This window comes from Streptomyces sp. NPDC006872 (assembly GCF_040635845.1).
In the GTDB taxonomy this organism is placed as follows: domain Bacteria; phylum Actinomycetota; class Actinomycetes; order Streptomycetales; family Streptomycetaceae; genus Streptomyces.
The window spans coordinates 83,598-107,358 of the sequence record NZ_JBEYIL010000003.1; the positions used below are offsets into that span (position 1 = coordinate 83,598).

26 protein-coding genes are annotated in these 23,761 nt (G+C 71.3%); 14 read left to right on the forward strand and 12 right to left on the reverse strand.

Translation table 11 applies throughout. The annotated features are described in order from the left end of the window. Nucleotides 1-1,572 precede the first annotated feature (1,572 nt). Nucleotides 1,573-1,902 carry a hypothetical protein gene (locus tag ABZ725_RS09340; protein ID WP_358802135.1) on the reverse strand — a complete coding sequence of 110 codons (330 nt, stop codon included), beginning with the start codon at nt 1,900-1,902 and terminating at the stop codon, nt 1,573-1,575. Nucleotides 1,903-2,243: 341 nt separating this feature from the next. Here ABZ725_RS09340 and ABZ725_RS09345 point away from each other — a divergent pair, with 341 nt between their 5' ends. The 3 genes from ABZ725_RS09345 (at nt 2,244) to ABZ725_RS09355 (ending at nt 3,589) form a co-directional block, all read left to right on the forward strand. After that, on the forward strand, nt 2,244-2,522 hold the full coding sequence (locus tag ABZ725_RS09345; protein WP_358802136.1) for a CopG family transcriptional regulator: 279 nt from the start codon (nt 2,244-2,246) through the stop codon (nt 2,520-2,522). Then, entirely contained in the window at nt 2,519-2,944 is a 426-nt protein-coding gene (locus ABZ725_RS09350) for a hypothetical protein (RefSeq protein WP_358802137.1), read from the forward strand. Before ABZ725_RS09345 ends, ABZ725_RS09350 begins: the two co-directional genes overlap by 4 nt. A 444-nt stretch (nt 2,945-3,388) precedes the next feature. Continuing rightward, entirely contained in the window at nt 3,389-3,589 is a 201-nt protein-coding gene (locus ABZ725_RS09355) for a dehydrogenase (protein ID WP_358802138.1), read from the forward strand. Nucleotides 3,590-3,989: 400 nt separating this feature from the next. Here the strand turns inward: ABZ725_RS09355 and ABZ725_RS09360 are convergent, their stop codons facing one another. Next, nucleotides 3,990-4,592, reverse strand: coding sequence for a hypothetical protein (locus ABZ725_RS09360; RefSeq protein ID WP_358802139.1), 603 nt, complete (start codon nt 4,590-4,592; stop codon nt 3,990-3,992). A 29-nt stretch (nt 4,593-4,621) separates the two neighbouring features. After that, the gene (locus ABZ725_RS09365) at nt 4,622-4,795 is read right to left on the reverse strand and encodes a hypothetical protein (RefSeq protein ID WP_358802140.1); all 174 of its coding nucleotides are present in this window, start codon (nt 4,793-4,795) and stop codon (nt 4,622-4,624) included. 82 nt (nt 4,796-4,877) lie between these two features. On the opposite strand from ABZ725_RS09365, the gene ABZ725_RS09370 reads away from it, so the two are divergent. Further along, the gene (locus ABZ725_RS09370) at nt 4,878-5,231 is read left to right on the forward strand and encodes a VOC family protein (protein ID WP_358802141.1); all 354 of its coding nucleotides are present in this window, start codon (nt 4,878-4,880) and stop codon (nt 5,229-5,231) included. 104 nt (nt 5,232-5,335) lie between these two features. Here ABZ725_RS09370 and ABZ725_RS09375 read toward each other — a convergent pair whose 3' ends face one another. Both ABZ725_RS09375 and ABZ725_RS09380 read right to left on the reverse strand, forming a co-directional pair. Next, nucleotides 5,336-7,303, reverse strand: coding sequence for an RICIN domain-containing protein (locus ABZ725_RS09375; RefSeq protein ID WP_358802142.1), 1,968 nt, complete (start codon nt 7,301-7,303; stop codon nt 5,336-5,338). A gap of 256 nt (nt 7,304-7,559) precedes the next feature. Then, a complete protein-coding gene (locus ABZ725_RS09380) occupies nt 7,560-8,840 on the reverse strand; it encodes a wax ester/triacylglycerol synthase domain-containing protein (RefSeq protein WP_358802143.1) in 1,281 nt (426 codons plus the stop codon). A gap of 258 nt (nt 8,841-9,098) precedes the next feature. Between ABZ725_RS09380 and ABZ725_RS09385 the strand changes: the two genes are divergently transcribed. Together ABZ725_RS09385 and ABZ725_RS09390 are read left to right on the forward strand one after the other, a co-directional pair. After that, nucleotides 9,099-10,286, forward strand: a complete 1,188-nt coding sequence (locus tag ABZ725_RS09385) for a macrolide family glycosyltransferase (protein WP_358802144.1) — start codon at nt 9,099-9,101, stop codon at nt 10,284-10,286. Nucleotides 10,287-10,360: 74 nt separating this feature from the next. Beyond that, nucleotides 10,361-10,849 (forward strand): thioesterase family protein, encoded by a 489-nt coding sequence (locus ABZ725_RS09390; RefSeq protein WP_358802145.1) that lies wholly within the window; start codon nt 10,361-10,363, stop codon nt 10,847-10,849. Nucleotides 10,850-10,853: 4 nt separating this feature from the next. Here ABZ725_RS09390 and ABZ725_RS09395 read toward each other — a convergent pair whose 3' ends face one another. The 5 genes from ABZ725_RS09395 to ABZ725_RS09415 form a co-directional block, all read right to left on the reverse strand. Then, on the reverse strand, nt 10,854-12,782 hold the full coding sequence (locus ABZ725_RS09395; protein ID WP_358802146.1) for a copper resistance protein CopC: 1,929 nt from the start codon (nt 12,780-12,782) through the stop codon (nt 10,854-10,856). 203 nt (nt 12,783-12,985) lie between these two features. After that, nucleotides 12,986-13,738 (reverse strand): SDR family oxidoreductase, encoded by a 753-nt coding sequence (locus ABZ725_RS09400; protein ID WP_358802147.1) that lies wholly within the window; start codon nt 13,736-13,738, stop codon nt 12,986-12,988. After that, nucleotides 13,735-14,220 (reverse strand): cupin domain-containing protein, encoded by a 486-nt coding sequence (locus ABZ725_RS09405; RefSeq protein ID WP_358802148.1) that lies wholly within the window; start codon nt 14,218-14,220, stop codon nt 13,735-13,737. Before ABZ725_RS09405 ends, ABZ725_RS09400 begins: the two co-directional genes overlap by 4 nt. Continuing rightward, the gene (locus tag ABZ725_RS09410) at nt 14,217-14,810 is read right to left on the reverse strand and encodes a GNAT family N-acetyltransferase (RefSeq protein ID WP_358802149.1); all 594 of its coding nucleotides are present in this window, start codon (nt 14,808-14,810) and stop codon (nt 14,217-14,219) included. The genes ABZ725_RS09405 and ABZ725_RS09410 overlap by 4 nt, the downstream gene beginning before the upstream one ends. Beyond that, on the reverse strand, nt 14,803-16,914 hold the full coding sequence (locus ABZ725_RS09415) for a penicillin acylase family protein (RefSeq protein ID WP_358802150.1): 2,112 nt from the start codon (nt 16,912-16,914) through the stop codon (nt 14,803-14,805). The genes ABZ725_RS09410 and ABZ725_RS09415 overlap by 8 nt, the downstream gene beginning before the upstream one ends. A 78-nt stretch (nt 16,915-16,992) precedes the next feature. Here ABZ725_RS09415 and ABZ725_RS09420 point away from each other — a divergent pair, with 78 nt between their 5' ends. The 4 genes from ABZ725_RS09420 to ABZ725_RS09435 all read left to right on the forward strand — a co-directional run bounded on the left by ABZ725_RS09420 (nt 16,993) and on the right by ABZ725_RS09435 (nt 19,023). Further along, nucleotides 16,993-17,730 (forward strand): siderophore-interacting protein, encoded by a 738-nt coding sequence (locus ABZ725_RS09420; protein WP_358802151.1) that lies wholly within the window; start codon nt 16,993-16,995, stop codon nt 17,728-17,730. Between the two features lie 112 nt (nt 17,731-17,842). Next, the gene (locus ABZ725_RS09425; RefSeq protein WP_358802152.1) at nt 17,843-18,436 is read left to right on the forward strand and encodes an HhH-GPD-type base excision DNA repair protein; all 594 of its coding nucleotides are present in this window, start codon (nt 17,843-17,845) and stop codon (nt 18,434-18,436) included. A gap of 93 nt (nt 18,437-18,529) precedes the next feature. After that, entirely contained in the window at nt 18,530-18,841 is a 312-nt protein-coding gene (locus tag ABZ725_RS09430; RefSeq protein WP_358802153.1) for a hypothetical protein, read from the forward strand. A gap of 59 nt (nt 18,842-18,900) precedes the next feature. Further along, nucleotides 18,901-19,023: a hypothetical protein gene (locus ABZ725_RS09435; RefSeq protein ID WP_358802154.1), complete on the forward strand. Its 123-nt coding sequence runs from the start codon at nt 18,901-18,903 to the stop codon at nt 19,021-19,023. A gap of 18 nt (nt 19,024-19,041) precedes the next feature. On the opposite strand, the gene ABZ725_RS09440 is transcribed toward ABZ725_RS09435, so the two are convergent. Then, nucleotides 19,042-20,598: a helicase HerA-like domain-containing protein gene (locus ABZ725_RS09440; RefSeq protein ID WP_358802155.1), complete on the reverse strand. Its 1,557-nt coding sequence runs from the start codon at nt 20,596-20,598 to the stop codon at nt 19,042-19,044. 105 nt (nt 20,599-20,703) lie between these two features. Between ABZ725_RS09440 and ABZ725_RS09445 the strand changes: the two genes are divergently transcribed. Together ABZ725_RS09445 and ABZ725_RS09450 are read left to right on the forward strand one after the other, a co-directional pair. Continuing rightward, complete coding sequence (locus tag ABZ725_RS09445) at nt 20,704-21,000, forward strand: type II toxin-antitoxin system VapB family antitoxin (RefSeq protein WP_004943146.1); 297 nt, start codon at nt 20,704-20,706, stop codon at nt 20,998-21,000. 170 nt (nt 21,001-21,170) lie between these two features. Further along, complete coding sequence (locus ABZ725_RS09450) at nt 21,171-21,815, forward strand: LytR C-terminal domain-containing protein (protein WP_358802735.1); 645 nt, start codon at nt 21,171-21,173, stop codon at nt 21,813-21,815. 62 nt (nt 21,816-21,877) lie between these two features. Here ABZ725_RS09450 and upp read toward each other — a convergent pair whose 3' ends face one another. After that, entirely contained in the window at nt 21,878-22,513 is a 636-nt protein-coding gene (gene upp, locus ABZ725_RS09455) for a uracil phosphoribosyltransferase (RefSeq protein WP_358802156.1), read from the reverse strand. 136 nt (nt 22,514-22,649) lie between these two features. On the opposite strand from upp, the gene ABZ725_RS09460 reads away from it, so the two are divergent. Then, nucleotides 22,650-22,844, forward strand: a complete 195-nt coding sequence (locus ABZ725_RS09460; RefSeq protein WP_358802157.1) for a hypothetical protein — start codon at nt 22,650-22,652, stop codon at nt 22,842-22,844. Between the two features lie 324 nt (nt 22,845-23,168). Then, nucleotides 23,169-23,714, forward strand: coding sequence for a hypothetical protein (locus ABZ725_RS09465; RefSeq protein WP_358802736.1), 546 nt, complete (start codon nt 23,169-23,171; stop codon nt 23,712-23,714). Nucleotides 23,715-23,761 lie beyond the last annotated feature (47 nt).

Here is a 23,761-nt window from a genome sequence, read left to right on the forward strand (position 1 = left end):
AACGCCGGGGCAGTACGTCCGACGCAGGCGCGGACCTGAGCGGCGAAGGAGTCAGGGCCCAACGGTCGGCCCTCCCGTAGGAGGCTGCTGGCCAGGCTGGCAGGACTGGCTCGGAAGGCCGGTGCTGTGCGTCCGAGCACAGCGCGAAGCTGCGAGAGGAACCCTGAGCGAAGTGAGGGGTCTTGGTCGAGTTGGAACGCCGGGGCAGTACGTCCGACGCAGGCGCGGACCTGAGCGGCGAAGGAGTCAGGGCCCAACGGTCGGCCCTCCCGTAGGAGGCTGCTGGCCAGGGTCGGTAGCTTGAGGTAGCTGATAGTTGAGCCCATACCTGGAGATCTGCTCCAGAACCTTCACCGCGGCAACGCCGACCGATAGGAAGCCAACCGGCCCTGCGGCAAGGCCCGAAGCCCCGAATGCCGCACACAGGCCCACGCCTAAGCCCAGCCGGAGCACTACCGAGACCGCATAGGGTTTTGCAGGGAGCTGATCCCGTTTGCGCCACGGGAAATCCCGATATTTGCGGATCATGGCATAGAGATCCCACGCCTCGATCATTCCTGACCCAAGCAACCCCCACAGGCATGCCTGCCAGACCGGCATACGTACCTCCCCCCTGCACGCGGAACACGCAGCGTTCACGGCATGCGCTTAGCCCGAAACGTGGCCCGCTCAAGGTAGAGGCTGCCCCACGTCCCGGTCAGCCGAACCGAATGAGTGCCATAGGCCCCGCACTAGAGCGGCAGCCCTGAGTGTCTAACTGCGTGACATCGTCGACGAACAACGGCGGACGAGCCCGGACAGGTGCGGACCATCAGCGCACGTGAGCGGCTCTTCAGCCCAAGGCAGTGCCCCTGCCGGAGTTGCTTCGGGACGAAGAGGGCATCGCGCAGGCGCCAGGCATGCGCGCTTCCGCCGTCGGAACTTGCTGTGGTCGACGGCCTGCAGCGTGACTCAGGCTGGCCGGGATGCAGCGAGGTACACGCGCGCCTACTCGGTCGACTGACCCGCCATCGTGGCTGACTGTCGTCGGCTGAGGCTCAGGCACGCCGGGCCCAGCTCCGCCAAGATTCGAGGTGAACGGACCGTGCCATTCGCGTGCCAAATGCCGCGGGGAAGCACGGGGAACAGTTGGTACTCGCTACAGGCCCGGCCAGAGCTCCAACGCCGCCCCACCACAGGTCAGCGCAACAATCGCCGCCAAGAGACTCAAGCTTCCCAAGCTGAGGGCCTTGAGCTGGCGGACCCCGAGGCGTCCTACGGCCCGGCCGGCGTAGCTTGCTCACGGCGACGGCACGGCAGCGTGGCTGAGGCCGGTGGGGGTGCAGCGAGGCACACGCGTGCGTGGTCGGTAGGGCTGCCCGCCGTCGTGGCTGACTGTCGTCGGCTGAGGTGCGGACGGGCAACTTCGACTCCAAGTATGTCTTCGACCTGTACCACGGTGACGCGCTCAATCCTTGTGCTGCCGAGTGAACCAGCCGTGTCGGGACGACACGTGCGCAGGTCGAACGGGTCGCGGTCGACAAGGCTGTGCGGATCCGTCGTGCGCTCGGCCGGATCAGCCCGTTCCACCGCTCAGCCGGCCGCATTGGCGGATCGGACGACCTTGTCACGGACATCGTCGCCTTCGGTGGCCAGCGCCAGACCGTACAACGCACCGAACGCCATAGCCGACCTCACCTCGGCGACGTCGACGCAGAGCCTCCTCGACACTCTCCCGGCCGACTTCCGGAGGTAGGGGATGACGAAATACAGCGCGAGCAACTGGCTACGCTGAGCCAAGTTCGGCAGGTCACTATGGGCATCGCGGCCTACGCATCGCCACAGCGCGTCCCGAAGAGCAACGTCGGTGGCATCTCTCGCCGCCGCATCCTTCGCCTCCGAGAGCGTGAGGTGCTCACCCACCGAACACCTCTCCCCGGCGCATGTGGACAGACCAACTGTCCGCTGAGCAACTGCGAAACCTTTGGCTCGATCGACCTGAAGACGTCTGCCGAAGGCAGTAGGGACACGGCCCCTCCTCTTGTGGTCCCGCCGACGACAGGAGGCTCACCGCCTCGAAGGGCAACTATCCGCGCCAGCCGCTGCCTGCGCTGGCGGGAGCGAACGACACGGGGCAACCGAGTGAAACGACGTGGCCCAGCGATCAACGGTGGGGAAAACTCCGGGATCAACCATCCGCATCCTGAGCCTGACTGGTTCAGCGACCTGGTAAGGGCGCTTACACCAGGAGTATGGTCTCTTGTATGGCGACGAAAAAGGTCACGGTGACGATCCCCGAAGATCTCCTCGACGAGATCCGCGCCGAAGCGGCTGAGCGGGGACTTTCGGCATATGTCGCCGAAGCGCTGCGGTTCAAGCGCGATCGGGACCGGCTGCTGGAGCTGGTCGACTGGCTGCAGCAGGAGCACGGGCCGGTCACCGAGGACGAGCGCGGGGCAGCCCTCGCGGAACTGGACGATCTCGACGCCGAGCACGAGCGCCGCCGCACCGCCGCAGGACACGATGCCGGAGAAGCCGCGTGAAGAAGCGTGCCAGTGAGCACGGGCAGCGGCCACTGCGCGTCTTCGCGCTCGACTGCGAGGCCCTGTCCCTGGCCGTGCGCGGCGACCGGAAGATGATCGCCTGGCTCGACCTCGCGGCCGGGGGTGAGGCCGAGGTGGTGACGTCTCCCATGACCCTGGTCGAGGCGTACGACGGCAGAACGACCGAGCAGCGCTGGGACTGGGTGCTCTCCCGGCTCCAGGTCGCCGACGTCGGAAAGGACGAGGCCCGCCAGGCCCGGCGTCTCCTGACCGACGCCAAGCTGCACGGTCACAAGTACGCGATCGATGCCGTGCTCGCTGTCATCGCACGCCGGCAGAAGGGGCAGGTCACCGTCTTCACCTCGGACGTGGACGACCTGGAGAAGCTCCTCCCGGACACCATCGTCGTCAAGAAGGTATGACCCGGCGCCCTGGTCTCAGTTCTGGTCTCAGTTCTGGTCTCATTCATCCCTGTCCAGCACCGTGCACCACCCTCCCAATGCCCCACTCCGCCGCAGGTCAGAACACGGTTTCCGGCTGAGTTTCCGGCTGAGTCTCCGTCTCGGTTCGCCGATGCGGTGACATCCGGTTCAGCCGCCTGCAGTGCTGCGCTTCATGCTCATGATCGCCACCGCATCGGCCGCAGCCTCATCCGACCCGACAGGGGTCCTGATCCTCCCCTGAGGGGCCAGCGCACGGGCGACCTGAGCCTCGCGGACACCGAGAGCCTCGGCCCCGGTTTCTTCAAGTTCATGGGCAGCGTCATGGGCGTGGCAAGTTTTGCCCTCCTGGCCCTGAGCCTGATCCTCGCGACCGGCTGAGCCGAGACCCCGGGGCGTCAGCCTCTTTCGGTTAGTGTGCGCCTCGTGACCGACGACGCCCCTGCCTGCCCCGAGTGCAGCCGGCCCATGGAGTTCGGCGGCTTCGTCCTCTCCAGGCGGGGGGACGACGACCGGCGCGTCTGCCGTTCGTTGTGGAGATGCGCCGGCCGGCATTTCTGGTGGAACTGGGCCGATCGCCCAGATGCGCCGCTGGAAGCCTGCCCCGTGCCAGAGCTGTTTCGCTGACCTCCAACGCTGACGGATGCCGCGCAGGTCATCGCGCGAGGTGAGGGCCACCGTGCCCCATGGGCAGACCGACGACGCGGTGAGCACGCTGCTCATCAGCGCGTGTCCGGGGCCGCCAACGTGTGCTGCCGTTCACACGTATCTCTTCGTCGCTGGCCTCGACGTAGTCGCACGGAGCGACAGCAGAATGGCCGGGTCCGGCTCCGGGGCGAGACAGTCATCTGGTCCGACCTGATGTACCCGGGCCCCGACGGCAGGCCCATCGAGGAGGTTCGCTTCCGCCTGGAGCAATACCTGGGCGAGGTCGAGCGAGCGTACGCGGCGTCAGTGCGGCAACTGCCGCCCGAAGAGCCGAGCTTCCCAAGCTGATGGCACCCGTTGCCGTCCACGAGCCCCCGGGTCAGAGAAGGTGCCGCCAGAAGGGGACTGTCGCTCTCGGGTTCCAACTCTCGTCGACGTCGCCGCGTGCCTCGTCGAACTCCTGGTGCATGTAGTCGACCAGGTCCAGCCCGTAGTAGATGACGTCGGTCTGCCACATCGAGAGCACCGGATGCCCGAAGCTTCCCCGGCCGGCGGGGAGGTATCGGTGGGCATACACCGGTACGAGAACCGGCGCATCTGCAAGACGGAGCCGTGCGGTGGCCACAGCGGCCGCGTCGTCGGACGGCCGCTCACCCCAGGCCTCGCACCAGAACCCGTTGTGCTCGACGTCGAAGAGGACTCCCTCGACCGGCCGGTCGAGCCGCTGGCGCAGCCCGGCCGGATCCTCGCTGCGCCACTCGGGCCAGGGCTTGGACCAGGTCTGCCCCTCCTCAGGCGGAACATTGACCGGAAGGCCGGCCGCGAGGAACGCGCGGTGATCGTCCGCGAACTCGAAACCGTACTCGTGCTCGATGCGCGCGAACTCGGCGTCCGTCAGCCCCGGCTCGAACTCGTAGAGACCTGTCTGCGCCAGACGACGGGCGGCCTCCGCACCCAGACGCGTGCCCTCTTCACTGATCACCGGCGCACGCTAGCGCGAACGAGGCCACGTCAGCACCTTGAGAACCGCGTGGTGAGCCGGTCTGTACGCCACAGCCACCAGCCCGCCGCTCCGACGCCGCCGAGGATCAATGCTCCCGTGATGTACGGCCACACGTCCGACCAGGACATCGCCAGCAGAACCAGCACCAGGCCACCGCCGACCGCCATGGCCTTCAGCCGCACCGCCCGCCGCCTGCGAGCAGCCGCACCCCGGCCACGCGCACGTTGTTCGTTTCAGTTGGCGAGGTGGGCCTAGGCTCGGCGAATGACCTTGCAATGGGAACAGGTAATCGTTCACTCGGTGGATCCGGTGGCCCTGGGGCAGTGGTGGGCCACGGCTCTTGGTTGGGTTGTGGTGCACTCCTCCGACGACGAGTTCGAGATCCGCCCGGAGCCGGATCGCGTGCCGGGGTTGGACTTCGTCCGGATCGAGGAGAGCAAGAAGGCCAAGAGCCGGCTGCATCTCGACTTCAGGCCCGATGACCAGGCCGCCGAGGTGGCTCGCCTGGAGGCTCATGGCGCGAAGCGGGTCGACATCGGCCAGGGTGAGCAGTCGTGGATCGTCTTGGAAGACCCCGAGGGCAACGAGTTCTGTGTCCTCGGCCAGCGGAGTCAGTGAGCGCCCGCCCCGCGTCGAATCGCTGATCGCTGATCGCGAAGGGCCCCGCTGTTCGCAGCGGGGCCCTTCGTCATCGCCGGAGCGTGGTGGTGGCTGGGTGGGGATCAGGGGGTGAGGCGGGCGATCGACAGGGTCGTGGTCGTCGGGGAGGCGCCGGACATCGCGGAGTTGTAGGCGGGGGTGGCCGGTGCGAAGGCCCAGGTGAGGCTGCCGTCCGGGAGGGTCGCCAGATCGCCGGCGATGTGGGCGTCGACCACCTCCTCCGCGGAGACCGGCTTTCCGCTGGGGTCGATCACCTGGAGGTGGGTGCCGGTGAACCTGCCGGTGCAGGTGCCGTCCTTGCAGGTGGCGCCGGCGACGCTCTCCCAGGAGACCAGCAGGTTCTTGCCGTACGGAGCGATGTGGACGTTGACGTGGTCGGTGGTCGGGTCGTCGGTGAGGAGCACCGTGCTGCCGGGCGTCGAGGCGTCCTTCAGGAGCGCGACCGCCACCTGGTGGGTGTCCGTCTTCGGGGTGACGGTCCAGCCGCGGCCGCTGCTGTCCGCGGTGTTCTTGACCGCCGAGGCGGCTCCGCGGTCGGCGAAGGCGGTGGCGTACCCGCCGGTGGAGGTCTTCACCAGGTCACCGGAGGAGCTGGGGTACGCGCCGCCGCAGTAGCCCGCCCAGCACTGCTCGCGCTGTACGACGGGCGCGTCGTCCGGGGCGGAGATCCCGGTGCTGACGAACAGGCCGGACCGCCAGTCGTCGAAGCACAGGGACGGGAAGGCTCCGGAGGTCCCCGGAGCCAGGGCTATGCCCTCGTTGTGGCTGCATCCCCAGTCCCAGCCGCCGGACTGGACGGTCCCGGCGTCGCTGACATAGGCCAGCTTGTCGCCGTAGTGCCCGTCGGCGAAGCCGCCCGCGCCGTGCACGACGAAGTAGGCGCCGTACTGGCTGCCGTTCCACTTCAGGGCGCCGTCCAGCACGGGGGAGGTGTCGTTGCTCGCGGTGCCGGTCAGCTTCTTGTCGAAGAGGACGGAACCGTCCTGGTAGCGGATCAGCGCGGCTGCCGTGTCGCCCCACTTGTTGGTGTCCGCGACCCTGGTCAGCAGTGCGAAGCCGTCGTCGTGCGCCACCAGGCCGCTGACCTCCTCGGTGCCCGGGACGACCGTGTCCGCGCCCTGTCGCGCCAGCGCCGGCGACAGCGGGGTCACATGGACGCCGTCCGACGCCGGCCAGGCCACCCGCACCGAACCGTCGGGGGCCGCCTGGGTGTCGACCCTCGTCCACTGCGGGAGCCCGTTGTAGCCGGACTCCAGGTAGCCGAAGGCCGCGGGAAGCGTCACCTTGGAGGTCGTCAGCTTCTGGGCCAGGGAGGTTCCGGCAGCCGTCGTCGCCGACGGGCTCGCGGAGGCGGAAGCAGAGGTGGAAGCAGAGACGGAGGGTGAGACGGACGCCGAGGCCGACGCGGAAGGCGTCGCCGACGCCGTGCCGGGGACCACCGCCAGTTTCCACTGCTGGTTGGCGCCCCCGTTGTCCTTGTACTGGATGACCGCAGCGCCGTCCGCGGTGGACTTCCCGGCGACGTCCAGCACCTTGCCGCTCTTGCGGTTGACCACCTTGACGGCGCCGCCGTCCAACTCACCGATCTTCCACTGCTGGTGCGCGGCTCCCGTGTCGGCCGCCTGGTCGACCGCGGCCTTGTTCGCCGTCGAAGCGCCCTTGACCTCGAGCACCTTGCCGCTCTTGCGGTTGACCAGCTCGTAGTAGCCGTCGCCTGCGGTCTTCAACCGCCACTGCTGGTTGGCGCCGCCGTTGTCCTTGTACTGAATGACCGCAGCGCCGTCCGCGGTGGATTTCCCGGCGACGTCCAGCACCTTGCCGCCGGCGACCGACACCAGTCGGTAGTAGGCGGTCGTGTCGATCGTCGCGGCCTCGGACTCCGACTGGGAGAGCAGCAGATACGGGCCCAGCACGGCAGGCACACCGATCATGAGGCCGGTCGCCGTCCACCGTTTCCGATGACGTCCCGAGGGCCGTCGAGTCCCGCCGGGCGCCTGGTCCGTGGGACCGCGCTCGTTGAGGTCGCTCATGTGACTGATCTCCTTGGTGCAAGGCAACTGGCCGGGCTGAATCTGTTCTCAAGTGGTCGACGAGCCCAAGAAGGTTGCCGTGCTTGCGACTCAACAGATCGTCAGAACCCCTTCACCTCCCGGACCAGCACGCCGATCCTGACCGGCACGGACGGGTGGGCTCCGCAGGGCAGCTGAACACCTGAGCGAGTGAGCGAGTGAGCAAGTGAGTGCGGAGGGCCGCCGGGCAGTCGACCGGCGGCCCTCCCCTCGTTCGTCAGCCCCGGTCGGCCGGCCCCTCGGCGAGCAGGGTCAGCTCGTCCAGGAAGGCCTCCGCCAGCAGGGCGGCGTCCCGGCCGCCCGAGTTGGTGGCGACGCTCAGCGTGTGGCCCTGCGAGCAGCCGCCCAGCCCGAAGGTGGCCGTGTCGGCCGGGGGCACCATGGGAACGATGGTCAGCCGGCGCAGCGGTCGTCCGGCCAGGGTCCGGACCTGCTCGCGCAGATGGACGTAGGAGCAGGCCGCCGGCGCGTACGCGGGCGCGAAGATCCTGCCGCCAGCCAGTGCCATGGTCGCCCCGGGAACCGCCCCGAGCGTGCCCTCGACGAGCTTCTCGGAGGTGCTCCGGGGCCGGGTGACGGTGGTCAGCAGTCCGGTGCACGCGGTCAGCCGGGCCGCCGGGTCGGACAGGGTCACCGGCGCGGGGACCCGGACGTTGGCGAACGCGTTGCCGAGGAACTCGCCGCAGTCCTCAGGGCGTTCGTCGACCGGGACCGACAGCCACACCTGCTGCGTCGGCTCAGCGCCCTGGTCGGCTGCCGAGGCGGCCAGGCAGGAGCGCAGGACTCCGGAGACCGTCGCCAGGAACACCTCGTTGGTGGTCGCCGTCCGCACGCCGACGGCTTCCCGCGCGGCCCGCAGGACATCGGCGCGCAGCCGCACCACGGTGTACGCGGGCTCCCGCGGGCCCTGGTGCGGCAGGGGCACCGCACGTCCCGCGGTGAGCAGTCCGGGCGGATCGCCCGCCGTCGGAGCGGGGCGGGCCGTCCGGCGCCGGGGGCCGGGCACGGCCAGGGAGGCGGCGCCGTCCAGCGGCCGGCCGTCGTCGAAGAGGGCGCGCAGCAGGGTCGTCAGGGAGCGGCCGTCGAGCAGGCTGTGGTGCATCCGGAACAGGAGGGAGAACTCCCCCTCCGTCGTGCCCCGCAGGAGGTGGAGGCTCCACGGCGGGCGGTCGGCGGGGAACGGGGTGTGGAACCACTGGCGCACCGCGTCCCGCAGGGTGCTGTCCGCGCTGTCGACCTGTTGTGCGAGGTCGTGGCCGTCGCCGCGCGCCCAGCGGTGCCGGCCGGTCAGCCAGGCCAGGCCGGTCCGGGGGCCGCCGGGGGCGACGAGGGTCTGGGTGAGCCTCGGCAGCGCCTTCCAGCGTTCGTCCGCCAGGGCCCGCATTTCCTGCAGCGCGGGCGGATCGCCCGTGAAGTCCAGCGCGATCCCGGCGTTGGGCGGGCCGAACGGCCAGCGGGCCATCCCCTCTTCCATCAAGGGAAGATGCGATCCGGGCATGAGACTGCTCCTGTCGTGGGCCTGCTGGAGGACGACGTCCTGTACCCCCAACGGCGGATCGCACCGGCGGTCACGTCCAGGAGCCCCCGCAGGTGTCAACGCACGGCCGTGGAGGCTCCCTGATGGGGTGACACTGCAGCAGGTTTACGGTTCCGAACCGTGTCGGAGCGCCTTTAATCGGGACTCCGCGTCCACGGTCGGACGCCCCCGCCATCAGTCCCCCGGCCCCGGCTCCGCGCCGGACAGGAGTTGCGTGTCGTGCCTGGTACTCATCCGAATCCCGCGCACAGTCCCGCGCGCAATCCCGCGCACATCGCCGTGTTCAACGTTCCGATGCACGGGCACGTGAACCCGACGCTGGGCGTCGTCGAGGAACTCGTACGGCGGGGTCACCGGGTCACCTACGCCGTCACCGAGCCCTTCGTGCACCAGGTGAAGGCCGCCGGCGCGGAACCCGTGCTCTACCCGGACACGGCGGACGACTCGGAGGCGCCCGAGGAGATGGGCGAGGGGTTCGCCCGGGTCGTCCAGGGGGCGCTGGCCGCCCTGCCCGCCCTGAGCAGGGCGTACGGCAAGGACCGTCCGGACCTGGTGCTGTGCGACATCTACGCCTTCGCGGGGCTGCTGCTGGCGTCGCGGTGGGAGGTGCCGACGGTCGTGGCGTCGCCCACGCATCTCGCCTACGACGGCATCGTCCCCGAGTTCTTCGACGTGCCCGGCCTGCCGCAGATCCCGGGCTTCGGGGAACTGGTGGCGGCCTTCGCGGACCACGGGGTCGACAGCGCGCGGATCCACGAACTGGTGGCGCCGCAGCACGCCCTCGCGTTCTTCCCGCGCGTCTTCCAGCGCCGGGCGGACACCGTCGCGGCACGGCGCGTCGCCTATGTCGGTCCGGTGCTCGGGGACCGCTCCTACCAGGGGTCCTGGCAGCCCTCGCGCCCGGATCTGCCGGTCCTGCTGGTGTCGCTGGGCTCGCAGTTCACCCGGCGGCCGGAGTTCTACCGGTCCTGTGTGCAGGCCTTCGCGGAGCTGCCCTGGCAGGTGGTGATGTCCGTCGGCCACGCGGTCGCACGGGACGAGCTGGGGCCGCTCCCCGACACCGTCGAAGTGCATGCGCACGTGCCCCAACTGGCCGTTCTCGCCCATGCGGACGCGTTCGTCACCCACGCAGGCATGGGCGGCACGATGGAGGCGCTGCACTACGGCGTCCCGATGGTGGCGGTCCCGCAGATGGCCGAGCAGCGGGTCAACGCGGCGCAGATCGAACGGCTGCGGCTCGGGGTCCGGCTGCCGCGCGAGACGCTCACGCCCGAGGCGCTGCGCGAGGCCGTGCTGCGGGTGTCGTCCGACCGGGACATCCGCGCGGGCGTGTCCGCCGTGCGCCGGGAGATCACGCAGGCGGGAGGGGCGGGCGCCGCGGCCGACCTGATCGAGCAGGCCCTCTAGGCCGTGCCCGCACAGGACACGACCTGGCCCCGCAGTCCCCGTAGCCCCCGCAGCACATCCGAGGAGTGACCGTCTTGACCCAGGCCCTGGCGACCGACATCCGCCGCACGAGCACCGGGCGCACGCCCCGTGAGCTGCCGGAGAGCCGTCCGCACCTCTATCTCCGCCAGGTACGCATGAGCGACCTGGACGCCATGAACCATGTGAACAACGTCCGGCTGCTGGAGATGATCCAGGACGCCCACTTCGACATGTTCTATCTGCGCCCGGGCCTTCCCGGACAGCAGATCCGGCCCCGGTTCGTCTACGCACGCCACGAGCTCGACTACACGCAGCCGCTCGTCGTGCAGCCCGAGCCCGTCACCATCACCACCACGATCGGCGATGTGCGCCGCTCGTCCTTCCGGGTCACCAGCCGCGTCACCCTCGACACCCAGGTGTTCTGCACCTGTGTGAGCACGGCCGTCGCCTACGATCCGGACGCCCGGTGCTCACGCCGGCTCGAGGACGCGGAGCGCGCGCTGGCGGCGCGCCACGCCACTCCCGACCCGGCGGGACGCTGACGGGTCAGCGCACGATCCGCACCGGCTTCTCCACGCTCACCTGGTCGATGTCCGACACCCGCACGGTCACCTTCATCTCCCACTCGCCGGGGATGGGCAGGTTGACCGCGTCGGCGGCGAAGTAGCCGCCCCGGTCGGTGACCTTGGCGTCCAGGGGACCGACCTCCTGCTCGGGGAGGCTGAAGGAGACGCGCAGTTCGGGGATGCTGACGAAACCGCCGTCGGGGCCGTAGACCACGGCCTGCAGGTTGTTCTCGCCGACCCGGCCCGGATCGAGGGTCACCTGCACCTTGCCGCTGAAGTCGCCGGCCCTGCCGCCGACGGAGCTGATGGTGAAGGGGACGTCGGTCACGGAGGCCACGGGCAGCCCGGCGGACTGCTCCGCCGTCGCCGCCTCGGCCGCCGCCCTGCCGGGCAGGGTGCCCGTCAGCACGGTCGTCAGAACGAGCACGACGACCGAGACGACGACCTCGACCAGCACGGAACGGCGCAGCGCACGGCGTCGGGCGTCCTCGGCGGGGGTGAGAGCGGGCGAGGCCGGACCCTTCCCGGCCGACGGCTGCTGGGAAGACGGCACCTCGGAAGACGGCAGCTCGGAAGACCCTTGCTCGGGCGACTTCTCGGGCAACTTCTCGGCGACCGAAGTGCTCACCGAACCGCCCGCCGAACCGCTTGCCAAGGCACTCACCGGCTCCGGGACCCGCGCGTCCTGCTCCGCAGCCGTCTCGACCGTCTCAACCGTCTCGATCGTCTCAGCCGTCACGTTCCTCGCCGTCCTTTCCGTTGTGACCGTCCGCCGGGACCACGCGCCCGCGACCAGCAGCAGCGTCACCGCGGCCAGCTTGGCGAGCAGGATCCGGCCGTACGTGGTGTCCGTCAGCGCGGACGCGGAGCCGAGGCCACGCCAGGACTGGTAGACGCCCGTCACCACCAGGACGGTCACCGACCAGCCCGCCAGTCGGGAGAAGCGGCCGACCACCCGTGACGGGACGGACGCGCGGTACATCAGGGTGAGCAGGGCCGTCAGGCCGCCGAGCCAGGCCGCCATCGCGAGCAGATGCAGCACCGAGGACGTCATCGCCGCCGGCACCTGGATGCCGGCCGACGCGTGCTCGGCGGCCGCCCAGGTCAGGGTCAGGCCCACCGCCAGCGCGGCGCCGGTCAGGAAGGTCGCGCGGGACGGCCGCTCCCGCCGCTCGGCCGGCCCCCGCTGCCGCAGGAGGAGAACCGCGACCGCCGCCAGCAGCGCGAGACGCGCCAACAGGGCGAGGCCGGGGCGGGTGCCGAGGGTTCGGGTCAGACCCGAGGGGTCGAGGACCTCGGCCGGGCCGGTGCCGGTCTCGTAGGGGGCGCGGAGCAGCAGCAGGAACACCGTCGATCCGGCGAGCGCCCACCAGCCGGCCTTCAGCAGCCTGCGCAGCGGCCGGATGTCCGGCGGTCCGCAGACGGCGATGAAGCCGGCCGTGCCGATGAGCAGGGCCGCGGCGAGGTACGCGACATAGCGGCCGATGTTGAAGAGGCCGCTGGTGGCGGGGTTCTCCACGGAGGTGCTGGGCAGGACCGGCGGGGTCGCGGACGGTTCGCCCACGGAGAAGGTGAAGGCGCCGGCGATCGGGTGGCTGTCCGCCGACACGACCCGCCAGGCGACCGTGAAGGTGCCGGTGGCGAGCTTGCCGGGGAGGGTGACGCGCGCGGTGTCGGCACGGCCGTCCGCGTGCCCGGCCTTGCCCGTCTTCACCCGCTGGTTGTCGGGGTCGAAGACGCGGAAGGAGTCGTCGAGCAGGCCTACCGACTCGGTGAAGGTGAGGGTGATGGAGTCGGGTGCGGTCTTGACGATGCTTCCGTCGGCGGGGTCGGCGCTGCGGAGGGCCGCGTGCGCCGAGGCCGGTCCGCCGCCGAGGAGGAGCAGGACCAGCACGGTGCCCAGCAGCACCAGCCCTTGAAGTCGCCGGTGCCGGCCGCCGGGTCGACCGGGTCCCCGACCGCCGTGGCGCCGACCGCCGGTTGCCCCGCCGCCGTGCCGCTCACTGCCGTGTCGTCCGTCATCGCGCCCTTCGCCCACGTCACCGCTCCGCCTTGCCTGAGACTCGAGACTCGCGTGCTCGGAGATACGTACGCATGCATCGGGCATCCGGTTCACCAGGTCGGCCGGGCCGACACCCCGCCGTCCACCACCAGGTCGTGCCCGGTGATCCAGGACGCGAGCGGCGAGGCCAGGAAGACACAGGCGTCGCCGACGTCCTCCGGGCGGCCCAGTCGGCGCACCGCGACCGCCTGTCGCCAGCGCCGTACGCCCTCGGGCCAGGCCTCGGCCAGGCCCTCCCGATCGATGAGGCCGGGCGAGACCGTGTTCACGCGGATGCCGAACGCCCCGTACTCCTGCGCCGCCGCCCGCGCGTGCATCACGACCGCCGCCTTGGCCGCGGAGTAGTGGGCGTGGCCCGGCGCCGGGCTGCCCGCCTCCACGGAGGCGATGTGGGTGATGGTCCCGCCGTGCTCCCGCATCGCCTCCGCCGCCGCCTGTGTACAGGCGAACACGCTGGTCAGGTTGGTGTCCACCACCGCCCGCCAGTCCGCCGCGGTCATCTGAGGCAGCGGCTGGACCGGTTGTACGCCCGCGCTGTTGACCAGGGCGTCCAGCCGTCCGCCGCCCCACTCGGCGGCCTGTGTCACCACGTTCCGGCAGTCGTCCTCGACGGTGAGATCCGCGCCCGGCAGCACGACGGCCCGCTCACCGATCTCCCGCGCGAGCGCCCGGGCCGCGGCTTCGCCCGTGCGGCAGTGCAGCGCCACCGCCGCGCCTTCCTGGGCGAACCGCAGGGCGATGCCGCGGCCGATGCCGCCGCTCGCCCCCGTGATCAGGGCCACGCGGCCCGCCAGCAACGTCATGGACGGCACAGTTCCCTGATCAGGGGCGCCCGGTCCGGATAACGCGCCGTGAGATGTGCCGCGTCCCCGTGTTCGTAGTCCGCGTAGGTGAAGCCGGGGGCCATCGTGCAGCCGAGGAAGCTCCAGGCGGCCCCGGCGGCCACCCGCGCGCCCATCCAGGTGCGGGCGGGCACGGTGAGCTGCGGCTGGTGTCCGCCGAGGACGTCCGGGCCGAGCACCGCCGTGCGGGAGGTGCCGTCGGGAGCGAGGAGGAGCAGCTCCAGCGGGTCGCCGAGGTAGAAGTGCCAGATCTCGTCGGTGGGCAGGCGGTGCAGGGCCGAGTGGTCGCCCGCGGTGAGCAGCGCGACGATCGCGGAGCCGGCGGGGCGGCCGTCCGGCCCTTCGGGCCCCGCCCAGGTGCGGCGGAACAGGCCGCCCTCGCGAGGTATCGGCTCCAGGCCGTAGTGCGCGACGAGGTCTTCGGGGGTGAGGGGTGAGGTCACCCGGGGAACGCTACCTCCCGGCGCAGGAAGGCCAGTTGCGCCTTCTTCTCCGGCAGGTGCACGTCCGGCAGGACGATCTCCGGCAGGGTGACGACCGGCCCCTCCTCGAAGCCCTGCCGCAGGAAGCGGGCGACCGCCTTCTCGTTGCCCACATCGGGGTCCACCACGATCCGGCGCCGGTCGAGGCCGACCAGTACGTAGGCGGCGAGCTCGCCCATCAGCGCCGCCGACCAGCCGGGCCGCGTGCCCTGTCCGCCGGCGGGCGCGATGAACAGGTGGATGCCGATGTCTCCGGGCTCGACCCGGTAGACCTCGCCGACCCGGTCCTCGGTCGGCTCGTAGGTCTGGAGAAGGGCTACCGGGACTCCGTCCAGCTCGACCAGGAAGGCGTGATGGGTGTCGAGGCCGGCCATATGGGCGTAGATCTCGGCGACCTGGTCCCGCGTCAGTCCGTTCATGCCCCAGAACACGGCCCGCTCCTCACTCACCCAGGAGTGGACGACACCGGCGTCCGCCTCGGCGTCGAGGGGCCTCAGCCGGACGGCGCCGAACCCGTCGACGTGCCCTTCATGGACATACCGGTCAGACATCGCTCTCCTTCGTCAGCTGCGCCCAGTCGGTGACGACCGGGGCCAGCTCGCCCTTGAGCCACAGGGGCAGCTGGTCGTGGTGGTGGGGGTGGTCCGGGACGCCCGACGCGCCGTACGGGACGACCCACAGGCTGTCCTCGCGGCGGGCCAGGTCCCACACGTAACGGGCGGCCGGGCCGCGGGCGGCGAGGTCGGTCCAGCCGGGCACGGCCGAGGTGCAGAGCACGCAGTCGTGGTCGCCGGCGAGGGCCGGGGGCTCGTCCGAGGGGGCGTCCGAGGGGTCGTCCGAGGGGGCGGGCAGCGCCCGCCAGGGGGCGAGGCGGTGGGTGTCGCCCCAGTGGGCGGCCGGCTGCCCGGCGACCTCCTCGAGGGCCTCCCGGACGAGTTCCGGCCGGTCGATCCCGTACAGCTCCTCGGCGCGCAGAAGGTGTTGGAGGGCGAAGCCGATCCGCGGGACGAGGGCGAGCCAGGGGAGGAAGACCTCCGGGTAGGCGGGCGGGCCGGCCAGGGCCGCGAGGGCCGGGTGCGCGGCGAGGCGGCGGACGAGGGCGCTGCGCAGCGCCGCGAACCGGGCCGCTTCCTGGCTGTCGGCGTCCATCCGGCGGTTCCAGCGCAGCAGGCGGTCGCGGAGTTCGGCGGCCGGTCCGGTCAGTGCGTCCAGGGCTGCGACGTGCTCCAACAGGGGTTCCGCGGAGGCCAGATAGGTGTCCGTGTGGATCCCCGGCATGTCGGCGGCGGACCACTGCCGGCGTTCCGCCAGCAGCGCCCCGATCCGGTCGGCGCGGTACGGCGCGGCGAACTCGACGCCCAACTCCACCGCCGGACCTCGCTGGTTGGCCATCACGGCGACGCCGTCGGTCAGTCCCGCGTGGGGCATCTCGTGCCAGCCGGTCCACTCGTGGCCGGGTTCCCAGGCGGCGACCAGACGGGTGCCGTTGGCCTCGGCGCGCAGCGGCACCCGGCCGGCGACGCGGTGCAGCAGGCCGCCTGAAGTGTCGGCGGCCTGGACGACGTTGACCGGCTCGGCCCAGCGGTCGAAGGCGCGGTCCACGTCGGCGACCCGGCGGGCCCTCAGCAGCGGGAGGAGCGCGGAGAAGCCCAGGTCGGCGGTGACGCGGGGCGGGTAGCGCAGGCTCAGCGCGAGCGGGGCGCCGTCGTCGAGGCCCTCCGGGCCCCCGGCGATCACCGGCCCGCGCTCGGTCTCCAGGACCTCGACCTCGACGGTCTCCTCCCCTGCCACGCGCACGAGTTCGGTGTGCCGGGCGACGCGCTGCCAGGTCCCGTCCGGGCCCAGGGCCTCGACGCCCGCGCCGGTGCGGCGCAGCCGTTCGCGGTAGAGGTCCTGGTAGTCGGCCATGGCGTTGGTGATGGCCCAGGCGACGGTGCCGGTGTGGCCGAAGTGCGCGATGCCGGGGACTCCGGGGACGGCGAGGCCGACGACGTCGAACTCGTCGCAGGCGAGGCGGATCTGCTGGTAGACGCCGGGGTCCTCGATGAAGCGGTGCGGGTCGCCGGCGATGACGGCCTGTCCGGTGACCGTGCGGTCGCCGCTCACCAGCCAGCCGTTGCTGCCGGAGGTGCCGGGTCCGTCGGTGGCGAACAGTGCGACCGCGTCGGGGCCGAGGTGCCGGGCGGCCTCCTCGCGCCACAGCTTGGCGGGGAACCCGGCGAACAGGATGTGCGTGGCCAGCCAGACGGCGAGCGGGGTCCAGGGCTCCCAGCGGCCGGGGGCGAGGCCGACGCGGGCGAACTCGGGGGCGAGCGCGACGGCTTCGCCGGTGGTCAGCCCTGTGGTCAGCCCCTCGTTGACGCCGTCGACGTACGCCCGTAGCCAGTCGGCCGTCTCCGGGTCCTGTCTCTCCAGCTCGTCGAAGCAGCGTCTCGCCGTGTCGTCGAGGCGGGCGCGGCGCACGAATCTGTCCCAGGGGAGGGCCTCGGGGCCGAGGAAGGCGGCCGAGGTGCCCCGCGCGCGATGCCGTTCGACCTCCAGCTGCCAGGCCCGGTCGCGGGCGGTGACCAGCCCCTGGAGGCGGGCGAGCGCGTGGACGCTGTCGGCGCGCAGATGCGGGACGCCCCAGGCGTCACGGTAGATCTCGGCAGTCACCCTGTGGCCCCTCTTTGCTTTAGGTTAGGCTTGCCTAAGTTGGTTGTGCCGAAATCGTACGCGAGGGGTGAAGACGTCATGGCGCAGGGGCGGGGCTGGGAGGGCGCGGTCCTCAAATTGATGCGCGCGAAAGACTTCACCCTCACCGTCACGGGGGTGGCGGAGGTCACCGGTCACTACCGCCGACTGCACCTCTCGGACGGCGGACTGCTCGCCGCCACCGGCGTCCACCCGACGATCTGGGTCCGGCTCTGGTTCGAGAACGCCGGCCGGCCGCACCAGCGGGCCTACACCCTGGTCGACCCCGACCCGGCGGCCGGCGCCTTCAGCCTGGAGTTCGCCCTGCACGACGGCGCCGCCAGCGACTGGGCGCGGGCGGCGCAGCCCGGCGACACGATCGGCGCGACCGTCCAGGGCACCGGCTTCGAACCGCCCGCCCCGGCCCCCTCGCACGTCCTCGTGATCGGCGACCCGGCCTCCCTGCCCGCCATCAACTCCCTGCTCGGCGCGGGCGCGCTCGGCGGCGCACCGGCGACCGTCTGGTTCGAGGGCGCCCCGGAGCACACCGAGGACCTCCCCTTCCGCACCGACCCGGACCGCCACGAGATACGGCGCGTGCCCCGGCAGGACTCCGGCGCCCACCTCGTCGAACGGGTGAAGGCCGAGCTGCCCGACCTGCTCTCGGCCACCCCCGACCCGTACGTCTGGATCGCCTGCGACACCCGCACCACCAGGACGCTGTCGGCCTACGTCCGCAAGGAACTGGGCGTACCGAAGGACCGGCTGCACGCACTGGGGTACTGGCGCGCGAGCTAGGCGCTCCGCCGGAAGTGCGGCGATGCGCCGTCGGTCGTTCTGCCGCGGCGCCATCGTGGCCGGTCGCGCAGTTCCCCGCGCCCCTTCAGCGCGCAGGCGGGATCATCTACGCATGGACGTCACCCTTCACCTCTCCCAGGACCCCGAGGCCGACGAGCTCCTCGGGCGGTCCCCGCTCGCCGCGCTGGTCGGGATGCTGCTGGACCAGCAGGTTCCGATGGAGTGGGCGTTCAAGGGCCCCCGGACCATCGCCGACCGGCTCGGCGCCGACGACCTGGACGCCCACGACATCGCCGCCCAGGACCCGGAGGCCTTCGCCGCGCTGCTCTCCGACAAGCCGGCCGTGCACCGCTACCCCGGCTCCATGGCCAAGCGCATCCAACAGCTCTGCCAGTACCTCGTCGAGCACTACGACGGCGATGCCGGGGCCGTCTGGAAGGACGCCGGCAGCGGCAAGGAGCTGCTGAAGCGGCTCGAGGAACTGCCCGGCTTCGGCAAGCAGAAGGCGCAAATCTTCCTCGCCCTGCTGGGCAAGCAGCTCGGCGTACGGCCCACGGGCTGGCGGGAGGCGGCCGGCGCCTACGGCGAGGCGAAGTCCTTCCGGTCCGTCGCCGACATCACCGGCCCGGAGTCGCTGGCGAAGGTGCGCGCGCACAAGCAGGAGATGAAGGCGGCGGCGAAGGCCGCCAAGGCGGCAGCGAAGTAGGTCCGGCCGAGGGCGTACGCCCCCTGCTCCGAACAGGTGATTCTCCCGTCCTGCGTGCTGAACGCCGGGCGTGTCGCGGGGAGATCACCTCCCATGAGCACCGCACGCAGACTCTCCCGCAGCCGCGCCTGGCTACGGGTGCTCGCCGTGCTCCTCGCCCTGCTGGCGCCGGGTACGCCCGGCGCGATCTCGGCGGCGCCGGTCGCCGCCGCCGAGATCGCCGAGTACGACGTCCTCGACACGGCGCTGCGACCCGCCTCCGGCACCCACCGTCCGGCCGCGCCCCTGCGCCCGGCGCCGCTCCCGGCCCCCGCGCCCGGCGTCCCGGCGGACCGGCCGCGCCCCGCGCCGCCGAGGACCCCGTACGCCCTGCACGCCCTGCGCACCGTGGTCCTGCGCTGCTGACCGACGCCGTCCCCCAGGCCCGTCAGCACTCACGCAAGGAACATGCGAGGGAAAGAGCCATGCCCCAAGACCCGTACGCCGTCCTGCGCGCCCTGCTGCGCGCGGAGGCCGCCCGCAGCGCGCCGAAGCCGCAGGTGAAGGAGCAGCGTCCGCAGCAGCCCCGGGAGAATCGGGACCGCTGACCGGTCGGCGGAGGCGGGCTACCGCCTCCGCCGGGCCGTACCGAAGAGCGAACGGGTGATCTCGCGGCCGATCTGTGTGCCGACGGACCGGGCCAGCGACTTGAACATGCCGCTGCCGACGACCTGCTCGACCACGGAACGTTCCGCCTTGGGCTCCTTGGGCTCCTTGGCTGTGGCCCTCTTGGCCCCCTTGGGCTCCTTCGGCTCCGGCTGGGCGGCGGCCGCGCTCTCTTCCCGGGCCGCCAGCTTCTCGAACGCCGATTCTCTGTCCACAGCCTGTGCATACCGCTCGTGGAGGGAGGACGCCCGCACCGCCCGGTCGAGCTCCGGGCCGTCCACCGGGCCCATCAGCGACTCGGGCGCGCGCAGCCGGGTCGCGGCGACCGGGGTCGGGGCGCCCTTCTCGCTGAGGACGGTGACGACGGCCTCCCCGGTGCCGAGCCCGGTGAGCAGTTCCTCCAGGTCGTAGGCGGAGTCGGGAAACGTCTTCACCGTGGCCCTGAGGGCCTTCTGGTCGTCCGGGGTGAAGGCCCGCAGCGCGTGCTGGACCCGGTTGCCGAGCTGGGCGAGGACGTCGCCGGGCACGTCCTTCGGGGTCTGCGTGACGAAGAACACGCCCACCCCTTTCGAGCGAATCAGCCGGACGGTCTGTGTGATGGAGTCGAGGAACGCCTTGGATGCGTCGCTGAACAGCAGGTGCGCCTCGTCGAAGAAGAAGACGAGCCCCGGCTTGTCCGCGTCGCCGACCTCCGGAAGGTCGTGGAAGAGGTCGGCCAGCAGCCACATCAGGAACGTCGAGAAGAGCTGCGGCTTGTCCTGGACGGCGGGCAGTTCGAGCACCGAGACGATCCCGCGGCCGTCGGACGCCGTGCGCAGGAGGTCGGCCGTGTCGAACTCCGGCTCGCCGAAGAAGCTCGCCATGCCCTGGGCCTCGAAGGCGGTCAGGGAGCGCAGGATCACCCCGGCGGTGGCCGTCGACAGACCGCCGATGTTCTTCAGCTCCGTCCTGCCCTCGTCGGAGGTGAGGAAGGCGACGACGGACCTCAGGTCCTTGAGGTCGACGAGCTCCAGGCCCTTGGTGTCCGCGTAGTGGAAGACCAGGCCGAGGGACTGTTCCTGGGTCCGGTTGAGCTGGAGCACCTTGGCGAGGAGCACGGGGCCGAAGCTGGTGATCGTGGCCCGCAGCGGAATGCCGTGACCGAGGCCGCCGAGCGCGTAGAACTCGGCCGGGAAGCCCGTCGCCGTCCATTTCTGGCCGACTTCCGCGGCCCGCCCCTGGACCCTGTCGTTCGCCGCCCCGGGAGCCGACACCCCGGACAGATCGCCCTTGACGTCCGCGAGGAAGACCGGGACGCCCTGTGCCGAGAGCTGTTCGGCGATCAGCTGGAGCGTCTTGGTCTTTCCGGTGCCGGTGGCGCCGGCGACCAGGCCGTGCCTGTTCAGCATGGGGAGGGGGATGCGGACGGGGACGTCGGGCAGGCACTCGCCGTCCCACAACAGCGCGCCCAGGTCGAGGGCGGGGCCGGTGAAGGCGTACCCGGCGGCGATGTCAGCGGCGCCCGTCGACTCACTCATCGGCAGCCCCTCATTCCGTTTTACCCCCGTTCATCACGTCTTTTCCAGCGTCGCACTCCGTCTCCATGGCTGCGCCCGGAACGTCTGGACCGGTAGGCTTTCCGTGTGATCTTCAAGCGCATCGGAAACGGCCGGCCGTACCCCGACCACGGCCGGGAAAGCACCCGGCAGTGGGCGGACGTCGCGCCGCGCCCGGTCCGCCTCGATCAGCTGGTGACCACCAAGCAGCAGCTCGACCTGGAAACCCTGCTCGCGGAGGACTCCACGTTCTACGGCGACCTCTTCGCGCACGTCGTGAAGTGGCAGGGCGACCTGTACCTGGAGGACGGGCTGCACCGCGCGGTGCGGGCGGCGCTCCAGCAGCGACAGGTGCTGCACGCGCGCGTGCTCGAGCTGGACTGAGCCCCGCCGCGAACCCCGTCGCGAGCCCCGGCGCAGGCCCCTGATGAACCCTGGGGTTGACCCGTTCGGGTACTTTCTCGCGCCCCCGCGCAGTGTCGGATGATCCTTTATTAGTCACGGCCGCCCGGGCGCACTACGCTGCGCCCATGAGCATGCTGACTCCCCCCGGCATGGGCGGCAAGTACCGGATCACGGGGGACAAATACCCCCGCATGCGCCCCCACCGACGACGCGGCAGGCTGGCCGTCGTGGTCGTCGGCTGCGGTGCTGTGCTCGGCGTGGCCGGCTGGGGCACTCTGCAGCTCATCGACGTCTTCACGGGCGGCGGCGGGACGGCCTCGGCCGCCGGCGCCGGCTGCGCGAAGAACTCGACGAAGGCGAGCGCCGCACCCTCCGCCTCCGCTGCCGCGGGTGCCGCCGCGGCCACGGGCGCGGTGCCCAAGCCCGCCCAGATCACCGTGAACGTCTTCAACGCCACGACCCGCAGCGGTCTCGCCAAGACCACCGCGGACGAGTTGAAGAAACGCGGCTTCAAGATCGGCGAGGTGGGCAACGCCGGCAAGCAGTACGACAAGAAGGTCACCGGCACCGGGATACTGCTCGGCCCCGCGGCCTCGCTGAACACCTCGCTGCCGGTCCTCGCCACACAACTGGGCACCGCCGAGCGCCGCACCGACGCCGCCCGCACGGGCACGGCCGTCGACCTGATCATCGGCAACGGCTTCAAGACCCTGACCCCGCAGGCAGCCGCGGCCAAGGCCCTGACAGCCCTGTCCGAACCCCGCCCGACAGCATCCACGAAGCAGAGCTGCTAGCAGACCTGCCGGCAGCCTCTGACCGACTTCGTAACCCTCGAGCCGACCGGTCGGCTCGAGGGTTATTCGGCTGCGCCGTACAGGCGGTCGCCCGCGTCTCCCAGGCCCGGGACGATGTAGCCGTGCTCGTTGAGGTGGTCGTCGACGGCTGCCGTGACGACCGTGACCGGGGCGCCCGCGAGCTCGCGCTCCATGATCTTCACGCCCTCGGGGGCGGCGAGCAGCACCACGGCCGTGACGTCGTCGGCGCCGCGCCCGATCAGCTCGCGGATCGCGGCGACCAGCGTGCCGCCGGTGGCCAGCATCGGGTCCAGGACGTACACCTGGCGGCCGGAGAGGTCCTCCGGCATGCGCGTGGCGTACGTGGACGCCTCCAGCGTCTCCTCGTTGCGGATCATGCCCAGGAAGCCCACCTCGGCGGTCGGCAGCAGCCGCATCATGCCGTCCAGCATGCCCAGGCCCGCGCGCAGGATCGGCACGACCAGCGGGCGCGGGTAGGAGAGCTTGACGCCGGTGGTCGAGGCGACCGGCGTCTTGATGTCGACCTGCTCGGTGCGCACGTCACGCGTGGCCTCGTAGGCGAGCAGGGTGACCAGTTCGTCGGCCAGCCGGCGGAAGGTCGCGGAGTCCGTGCGCTGGTCGCGCAGCGTGGTGAGCTTGTGGGCGACCAGGGGGTGGTCGACGACGTGGAGACGCATGGCCACAACAGTAACCGGGCCGCACCCGCCCCGCCGTCCCCCGGGCCTGCTCCGTTCGCTCGCATCAAACCGCCCGTCGGAGGGAAAGCGGGGGAAAGGTGTGCAGACGGACCGGGGTGTCCGGGGTGGTGTGCTGATGCCTGACTTGCCTGACGACGAAGTGCCGGGGGCCGCAGGGCCCGCCGAGACCGACGCCGAGCGCCGTCGGCGGCGCGCCCGGTTCCTGCCCGAGCCGGCCGAGGCCCGCGCACTGCGCGACCGGGTCTCGCCGCGCCGCGCGAAGACGGCTCGCCTGCGCCACGCGATGCGCATGCGCACCTTCCGCTGGTAGCCGCAGCCGTACGGGACTTGGGGCATACGGGGAAGATCGCCACCGTCACGGGTGTCGCATGGGGTGGGCGTGCGTGGGCGCACGGGAAAGCCGCGTACGATCCGCTCGTGGCCGCAACGAGTGTGCTGGTGAGTCGCGCACGGACCTCGCCAAGGACGTGCGATCAAAACCACCGGACACAGGGAGCCGAAGACGTCCCCTGAACGCCTTGTTTCTGCCACGATTCCGAGTGGGTGGGGCTCGGAGCCTGAGCTCTCTCTCCGCCCGTAACCTCCGCCGGGGGGACCCCCAACCGGCACGCCTATGACCAGTGGGAGAGTCACGGTGTACTTCGCCGCACTGCTCGCGCGCACCGAAGACGGGTGGGAAGCGAGCGACACAGAGCTCGACGATGTGGAGACCCTGTCGGATCTGGCCGACCTGGCCCGGGAGGCCTCTCCCGACGACGACACGGTGCTCGTGCTGATCGAGCAGGAGGACTCCTGGTTCGGGGTCGTCCGCATCGACGGCGAGGAGGACCCTCGCATCTTCGTCTCCGACGCCGCAGCCGCCGCCCGCAGCTCGTACGGCGAGATCCTGCTCACCGACGAACTGCTCGGAAGGGATCCGGGTGACGACGACGACCTGGACGCCCTCGACCTCGACGGCACCGAGGACGGTGAGAACGACAACGACAACGACGATGAGGACTCCGGTGGCACCGAGGCTGCCGGCTCCGCCGAAGCCGTGCCGCACGGCCCGGTCGGCGACGCCCGCATCCTCGACGACCTCGGCGTCGGCGAGAAGGAACTGAGGTCGCTGTCCGAGGACGCCGTCACCGAGATCGCCGAGGCCCTGGGCGCCTCGGAGGTCCTGGAGACCGTCCGCTGACCGCACCCGACCGGGGTCGGACGCCCGACCCCGTACGCGACCGCTGG